Origin of the sequence: Erythrobacter sp. NFXS35 (genome assembly GCF_040148725.1) — a bacterium.
Taxonomy (GTDB): domain Bacteria; phylum Pseudomonadota; class Alphaproteobacteria; order Sphingomonadales; family Sphingomonadaceae; genus Erythrobacter.
The window spans coordinates 1-7,539 of sequence record NZ_JAGDEB010000008.1; the positions used below are offsets into that span (position 1 = coordinate 1).

The following is a 7,539-nucleotide window of genomic DNA, read 5'->3' on the forward strand; positions in this document are numbered from 1 at the left end:
CCCGCCGAGATCGCCGGCCAACGTGTCTGGGGGCATGCCCCCAGACACGTTGCCATCCCATCAAACAACCATCATGAAGGAGCCGGACTCTACCTCTGACTGGTAACAATCAGGGGAGCACGTCAGGGGCCATAGCGGAAGCGTGCTTATTGCACCCAAGGCGTCGATCGGCTGTTTCCGCTCGGCGAAGTGCCGCCAGGAATTGCTTTGCTATCGCTTCGCCATGACATTCGCGGAGCCGAAATTCATTGCCGGCTGCGTCCGCATCGCCGCAAGATGCCAACGGGCCGCACCGGAAAGGAGCGCTGAGCGACCGGGCGTGTGCAGACCCGCGCCTTTCTGCGCTTTGCGATTGGTTGGAGAACGGGACCCGCATTTTGTCGATGAGAAGCCCGCCGACCCACCACCGGCATGGTGTCAGCGGGTCAATGGCCGAGTTCGCCAAGCGCGATCTTGGCCGCTGGCGGGCCAACTTGGGCTTTGCGCGACCGCCAGCGCATCGTCCTTGCCCCACATCCCGTGCCCACTGCCTCAGCTCCATCTTTCTTGCTTTGACACTCGCGCCTTTCGCGGAGCGCGCAGACGCGCGGGAAGCAGCGTGGTCGGAAACGGATCGAGCTTTGATGTCACCTCCGGAATGGCGTGGGTCGCCTCGCGCAAAAGCGCCATGTGCGCCTTGGAGTATCGTCCTTCGGTCTGGCTGGAGAGCTTATGACCGGCAAAGTCGGCTCTGACCTCTGGAGACACCTTGGCTCCTTTCATCGCATCGATAACCGTGTGACGGAAGGATTGGTTCGCCTGGCCGGATTTTAAGAATGGCAAGGCCGGAGCGATCTTGGTCCATATGGTCTTGTAATAGGCATCGCCCATCGTGCCCTTGCCGCTTTCTGCGATCAGTTCGGGAAACAGCATGGTTTCGCCCGCCTCGCGCAAGGCGGTAACGTAGCCTGGCAGCCCGAGACGCACCAGTTCGTGCGCGAATGGCAATTTGCGCGCCGAGGTGACTGTCTTGAGCCGCCTGATCGCGGTCGGCCGGACGTTGAACTGCCAGAGACCGTCGACCACCTCGATATCATCGAGCGCCAGACCGCAGATCTCATCGCGCCGCATGCCGGTATACCAGCCGATCATTGGCACGAAATACCACGCACCGTGGACGAGGAGGTTGCCCGGCTGCATGCGGCGTTCATGGGATTGCGATCCGGTCCAGGGCGGCAAGCTGAACATCTGCCGTCCTTCCTCTTCGGTATAGCGATCGCGCTGATCACGCGGGTTGCGCCGATCGTTTTCGATGAATGCGGCGTAATTGAGCGTGGCCAGCGGCTGGTGGGTGTTGAACCAGTCGGTCAGCTGGCGCAGGAAACTCCAGTGCCGGTTGGTGGTGCTGAGGCCGAGCCCGAGCTGATCGCGCGACAGGCCATCGGCATAGTCAGCCTCTTGAGAGGCCCCTTTGCCTTTTCGTCTTGCCGCAGCAACAGCGGCCTTTTCGCCTCGCCGGACCCGGTCTTCGGTTTCGGCGACGATCTCCTGGATCGTCATGGTGCGGTGCTTGGGCGACTTGCGAAACGAGGGGCCGTGGAGCTTTTCAAAGCAGGTGTTGAGCTGGACGAGGTCATCATGGGTCACGGCGGCAAGCGGCCTCCCATGCATTACCTGCTCGAGCAGCAGCGCTGGCAGCCTGAACTGCTCGCGGGTCTTTTCGGTCCAGGGCTCGCCGCTTCTTCGACGCGCCGTCCCGTCGACTCCGCCGGTGCGCGGATTATGCTCGAAAAATTTTTCGACCGCTGCGGTCGGTGTCATCGTCGCCCAAGGCCCAGCAAGGGTCGTTGCAGCCGGTGCTGGTGTCATGTGCGGTGCCAAGCCATTCAACGGGGCCTGCGCCGGCTGCTCATACCCCGCAACAGGGACAGGGGCGTAGGCGGCACCGGGATTGCTCAAGACCTGCCTGAACTCCCGGATCGCCGCGATCCGCGCCTGATTGACGACTTTGCGGGCCATCGCCTCGCGCAAGGCAGATTGTGCGATGCCGATTTCAGCGAGACGGGCGATTGCCGCATCCTGGGCGCCGTCCTGCGCAATCGCGGCGGCCAAGTCCGACCACGCCATGACCACGATCGGCTCGTCGTCGGCCTTCGGATCGATCCGGGCAACCAGGAAATCCTCGACTTTGCCTTTGCTGGCACCATCCATGGCCGCCAACTCGCTGGCATCCAGGCGTAGCGCGAGCGCCTTGTCGATGTCGTCGTGGTCTTCGGGCGCAAGGATGTGCAGCTGCGCATGCATGACCTCAAGCCGGTCGCGTTCGGCGAGCATCTGGCGGCGGAAGATCTCGGCGCGCTGGGCAGCGTTGAGTCCGTCGGCGGTGAGCTTTGCAGTCATGTTCATGGCCAGCCGTTCGCAAATCAAGGTCATTGCCGGCGCGAGCAAAGCGGCGCGTTTTCGGCTGGTGGTTCTGAGCGAGAAGCGTAGCCGAAAAGGTTTATCGGGACCTAAACGGATGGTTCGGCGAAAATAATAGGTGCCGTGTTTGCGGGTAAGATTGTGAATGCTGCACATGCTTGTGGTCCTGCTATGTTCCCACTTTGGCACCTTGTCGTGGTACCCTGTCGTGGTACCCTGCCGTGGTACCCTGTCGGGGTACCTTCGGCCGGAGCGGTTGCAAGAAACACGTTATTTCAGATACTTTGGCCATTCCTGGCTGGGGCTCCTGCCACCCCAGCCAGTTTCTGCTTCCGACATTTTGCAATGCCTTACCCGGAACCAAAGGGTTTGCTGCTCGACAACGCGCGGCGCTTCAAGCAGTGGCTGTCTGATGAAATCCCTGTCCCGCCCCCAAACGCCGGTCCGAACTTTGCCAGCCTGGACCTGCGCGGCGCTGGCCGGGTTCGTGGCGCCTGCTCTGGCCATGCTGATGTTGGCCGATCCTGCCCGCCCCGCTTCGCTCATCTCGGTCGGGGGCCCGATATTGGCAATTGGCCTGATGGGTGTTGCGATGATCGCAGCAGCCGCAGCCGGGCGGATGTGGATTGGCGTGGCACTAGCGTTACTGACCGGGTTTGGCCTCATACTATGGGCGCGAACCTTGGGCTTGCCGCCGCTGCCACACCCCTTCGCGACCGGGTTCGCCGTGGTCATCGCCAGCATCAGCTTTGCCGCACGGGGCGCCTTGTTTGCCAAAAGCGCGTCCGACAAGGGCTGGTTGATCGCCGTATTCGTGGTTGCCGGCGAAGCCGCTATCCTGTTCACGGCCGCGGCCGTGCCCGATGCATTGCCCGATTGGCTGCTGGCGCTGTTGCCGGCGCAATGGGCCAGCACGGCGATCCAGACAGAGCTCACCTTTGCAGTCCCCGGCACCGGCACCGGCACATACGCGGCGACCTCGGCCCTGTTTGCGCTCGCCGGCACGGCGGCAGCGACGCTGCTCGTGGTCCGCTTGTGGCCACGGCGCTGGCCCTATCTGATCATGTTTACCGCGTGGCTCGCTCTTTCCGCGCTCGTATGGCATCGTCCCGCCCCGCCGATGCCCAGCGCCGAGCTTGCTTTCGCTGTGCCCGGCGTCTGCCGGATTTCGGGCTGATAGGAGACTCAGTGTGCTGCGCGCGGCAATTTCCTCGCTTGTGGCTTTGTCGGCATCCGGGCTTTCGGCCCAGGTGTCCGAGGCTGACAGCGCCGCGCCGATCGAACAGCGCCTCGCAAGCCTTGGAGAATCCGATGCAGCGCTCAAAGCGGCGCGCGCAGGATTGCCCGAGTGCCAGACAGGTTGCATCACACCGGAAGAAGCGACGCTGATGGCCTTTTCCGCTGGTGAAGGCGCGGGCCAGGCGGGACGATTCCTGCTCGATATCCGCGGCGGCGGGCAAAGCATCCATGGCGAACTCGGGGAACTCTTCTTCGTCAATTCGCGGCAGGATTACGCCACTCTCGGCACGCTCACGATCGCATTCGAACCCGCTGCGCTGCGCGCGCTTCTGCAACGGGCAAAGGTTTGCGGCTCAGCCGATGTGACCGAAGGGCAGATCGACGTTAAGGGCTGCCGTTCGAGCGGGGTTTCCGACCTCAACATGTTTACGATGATACAGCGGCTCGGTGGACGGCGGATCGTGGTCGAGGGCGAGGTGCGCCTGCAATGGATCGATTCCCATATCGGCTCCCCCCGTCCCGTCGCCAACAAGCGCGGTGAGCGTGAGACTGGGTATTACCAAGTCTGGGTGCAGGTCGCCGACGCAGACCGGGTGATCTTCGTTTATGACGAATGAAGGCGATCTGTGATCCGATTGGCGTGCCGCCCAACGCATCCGTTCCGCGAGGCTCGAAATGGCTCGGCAGGCTTTACATCGATCGGGGTGCGCTCCGGCACAGGTAAAGCTCTTCGAAGTCGCCCTCCGCCCTGAGCCGGGCTTCATCGATGATACGGATGGCATGTCCATCCTGAACGATCAGATCCTGCGCTTCGAGTTTCCGAAGCGTGTGGTTGACATGGAGGCTGGTCAGACCCGTCGCGTCGCCGAGTTGCTCGTGCGTGATCGGCATCGAAAAAGTCCGTCCGTCGCCCAGTCCTGCCTCGCGGGATCGCCAGGCCATCTCGCAGCACAGATGCGCGAGCCGCTGCCGCGCATTTCTTTGTCCGACGTTCATGATCCATTCGCGCGCAATCGACGCTTCGACGAGCGTTTCGATCCAGAAGGCACGGCCGAGATTGGGCTTGGCTTCGATGAGGCTCACCAGCGCTTCGGCGTCCAGGGTCGCAATTTTGCAATCGGTTGCCGCGATGACAGCCTCGCTCGACAGACCGGTCAGCGCGCCGTGGAGATCGAGCAGATCACCGGCCAGATAGAACCCGACAATCTGGCGTCGGCTGTGCCGCGATCCGATTTGTCCGTAGGCAAAACCTTCCAGAAGGACCCAGGCACGCCGACACGGCGCACCGTGCTGAACGATGCACGCTCCGGCTTCAAAGCATTCCACCTCACGCATCAAGGCGCTGACGGCAGCGCGCTCAGCGGAGTTCAGCGCGGCGTTGGAAACAAGCCGCCGGGTCAGCAGTTCAAGGGCATCATTGTCCACCATATCAGGGGCCTCAGTCATCAGACTTGCGAAAATTCCCGGTCACGAAAGCACGCGTTTAATGCATTTATTGCAACGAATGCAATGCATCAAACCAAACCGGGCGCGGGCGCAAGACGAAGCTGATGAGCCGAGGCATACGCCGGATGAGCGAACCCTCTTCCCGTCGGGCAAGGAACGGGCCAGCACAAATCCGGGCGGCTGAACAGCCTGAGAGTGGCGGGGTCGTGCCAGACGCTTACCCCTGATCTCCGGACTTTATCTTCCGCATTGTCTTCTCGCCCTTGACGGCATCGTCGGCGGGATTGTCCGATCCGATCACCGGCTCGCGGTTATCGGGATCGGTCGCGCGCTTTTCCTCGCCTCGCTTGCCGACGCGACGCGCAACATTGCCGCCCGCAGACCCCTGCTGCGAAGGGGTGTCTTCGGCGGTCATGTCGTCGATCAGATCATTATCGGGATGGCGGCTCTGGCGGTCGGGCATGAAATCTCTCCTTTCGCATTCAAGGGCGCCGGACGGCCCGATGTTCCGCCGCGCAGTGTGCGGATCGGCGGGCCGTGTCAGGGGTTCGGCGGAAAGAGAACGCCAGTTAGGGAATGCCGACACGCGGCGTTGTACCAGATCGACAGTCAACCACAGGAGGCCGCATATGCAGAACCGCACGATCACTGGGCCCGCCGCCCGGCTGGGGCCGCCCGACATCGGGCGTGGATGGTTCATTGCGCTCGGCATTGTGCTGGTCGTGATCGGGGCGGCGTCGGTGCTGTTCCCGTTTCTGGCAGCATGGTCGCTGGAATTCGCCGTCGGCGTGGCGCTGATCGCGGGCGGCGTGCTGACGCTGGTCCACGCAGTGCGCGTGCGCGGGTGGAGGGGCACGGCCCTGCAGGGATTGCTCGCCCTGCTCTACATCGGCGGCGGGATCATCTTTCTCACCAATCCCTTTGCAGGATTGCTCGCGCTGACAGTGATGTTCGGCGCTTTCTTCGCTGCCGACGGGGTTGCGCGGATTTTGCTGGCCTTCCGCATCCGTCCGCAGCGCGCGTGGTGGCTGTTCCTTGCCTCGGGCCTGCTGGCACTCCTGCTCGGCGTGCTGGTTCTGCTGGGCCTGCCGAGCGGATGGTCTGTGGCTTTCCTGGGGATTTTCGTCGGGATAAACCTGATCTTCACCGGGGTATCTTTTGCCTGCTGCACCGGCAGTGACAGCCGGCCTGCTGCCGCCATTTCGGAATAGAGCCTTTCAGGACGCGCTGGCGGGACGGCCTATCACTGCGTTGATTGCGGGCTAGTGCGACCGACGAGGCTTCCCAGGTGGTGTACGATGAGTTGCTCCCGGTCCACCCACGGGAACCCCGGGCGGGCAATCAGCAGCGACACCAGACCGTGCAGCGATGCCCACATGCTCTGCGCCACGAGCGTGATCTCAGCCTCATCCGTCGCGGGGCCAAGATAGTCGGCCACGCAGCCGCGGTGGATTGTGAACGTCTCAATCCCGGCGGCGAGCACGGCGTCATCGCCGCCCTTGTCCTCGGCGCTGCCCGCTTCGAGCATGAAGGCGACGCGGTAGGCATCGGGCTGTTCGAGGCCGAAGCGGATATAACTGCGTGCCACCGCCAGCAACCGGTCCTGCGCGCTGCCCGGCGCGGCCGCATCCTTGCGCATCCGGGCGGCAAGCGCCCGGAACGCGCGCGAGCCGACCTCGGCCACCAGCGCATGACGGTTGGGGAAATAGGCATAGAGCGTCGGCTGCGATATCCCGACCGCCGTCGCGATCTGCCGGGTCGAGACATTATGCACCCCGGACTCGCTGATCAGGCGCAGCGCATGGTCGAGGATTTCCTCGCGCCGTTCGCCGCCCTGGCCCTTGGCCTTCCGCGGCAGGTGGTGGGATGTGACCAGCATGATGACCGCGAGCATAGCGGATTGTCGCCGACATACCAACCTTTCCTATCGATGATAGGTTATGGGCGATAGTCTACCGAAACCCTGAAACTACCGGCACGCCGCCCTGCCCGCCGAGGCCGATCTATCGCGCGTCACGGGTGCGGCCGGGAATGAACCTGCCGTTCGGCTTCCGGCACCCCCCAAAGCGATCATTAGGCCATCTGGGCAACGGTCGCATAACAGGCTAACGCGTGCCTTGCCTCTGGATACGCAGCCGTGATCTCCGTTGCTCGGCTCGCCACATTCGCGCTTGCATACTGGTGTTTAGCGAGCCGACTAAACCGGCATTTTTTCCGATTTTTCCTTACACAGTTTATTTTTCAGCTCGTCCCATTTCCAACCTAGGTTAGATTGACGGATCCGGGCTGAGCACCGCATCAGCGGGGCATCTCCTGCGAGTAGCCCCTATGTTGCGTTTCTTTGTGTTGCCGATCCTTGCTCTGACGCTTGAGGGATGCGGCGGCGATGACGTTGTGTCCCAGAGCGCTCCGCCGCCGGTGGTCACGGTCGTTGCGCCAGCACCGCCCCCGCCC

7 protein-coding genes are annotated in these 7,539 nt (G+C 63.0%); 3 read left to right on the forward strand and 4 right to left on the reverse strand.

The window, feature by feature from the left end; genetic code table 11:
- Positions 1-531: 531 nt before the first annotated feature.
- Positions 532-2,556: an integrase gene (locus J3454_RS16140; protein ID WP_349514807.1), complete on the reverse strand. Its 2,025-nt coding sequence runs from the start codon at positions 2,554-2,556 to the stop codon at positions 532-534.
- 256 nt (positions 2,557-2,812) lie between these two features.
- On the opposite strand from J3454_RS16140, the gene J3454_RS16145 reads away from it, so the two are divergent.
- Together J3454_RS16145 and J3454_RS16150 are read left to right on the forward strand one after the other, a co-directional pair.
- On the forward strand, positions 2,813-3,577 hold the full coding sequence (locus J3454_RS16145; protein ID WP_349514808.1) for a hypothetical protein: 765 nt from the start codon (positions 2,813-2,815) through the stop codon (positions 3,575-3,577).
- Between the two features lie 13 nt (positions 3,578-3,590).
- Complete coding sequence (locus J3454_RS16150; RefSeq protein ID WP_349514809.1) at positions 3,591-4,256, forward strand: hypothetical protein; 666 nt, start codon at positions 3,591-3,593, stop codon at positions 4,254-4,256.
- A gap of 73 nt (positions 4,257-4,329) precedes the next feature.
- On the opposite strand, the gene J3454_RS16155 is transcribed toward J3454_RS16150, so the two are convergent.
- Positions 4,330-5,085, reverse strand: coding sequence for a Crp/Fnr family transcriptional regulator (locus J3454_RS16155; RefSeq protein WP_349514810.1), 756 nt, complete (start codon positions 5,083-5,085; stop codon positions 4,330-4,332).
- Positions 5,086-5,302: 217 nt separating this feature from the next.
- The gene (locus J3454_RS16160) at positions 5,303-5,548 is read right to left on the reverse strand and encodes a hypothetical protein (RefSeq protein ID WP_349514811.1); all 246 of its coding nucleotides are present in this window, start codon (positions 5,546-5,548) and stop codon (positions 5,303-5,305) included.
- 166 nt (positions 5,549-5,714) lie between these two features.
- On the opposite strand from J3454_RS16160, the gene J3454_RS16165 reads away from it, so the two are divergent.
- Positions 5,715-6,296, forward strand: coding sequence for an HdeD family acid-resistance protein (locus J3454_RS16165; protein ID WP_349514812.1), 582 nt, complete (start codon positions 5,715-5,717; stop codon positions 6,294-6,296).
- A 32-nt stretch (positions 6,297-6,328) separates the two neighbouring features.
- Here the strand turns inward: J3454_RS16165 and J3454_RS16170 are convergent, their stop codons facing one another.
- Positions 6,329-6,979, reverse strand: a complete 651-nt coding sequence (locus tag J3454_RS16170; protein WP_349514813.1) for a TetR/AcrR family transcriptional regulator — start codon at positions 6,977-6,979, stop codon at positions 6,329-6,331.
- Between the last annotated feature and the right edge of the window lie 560 nt (positions 6,980-7,539).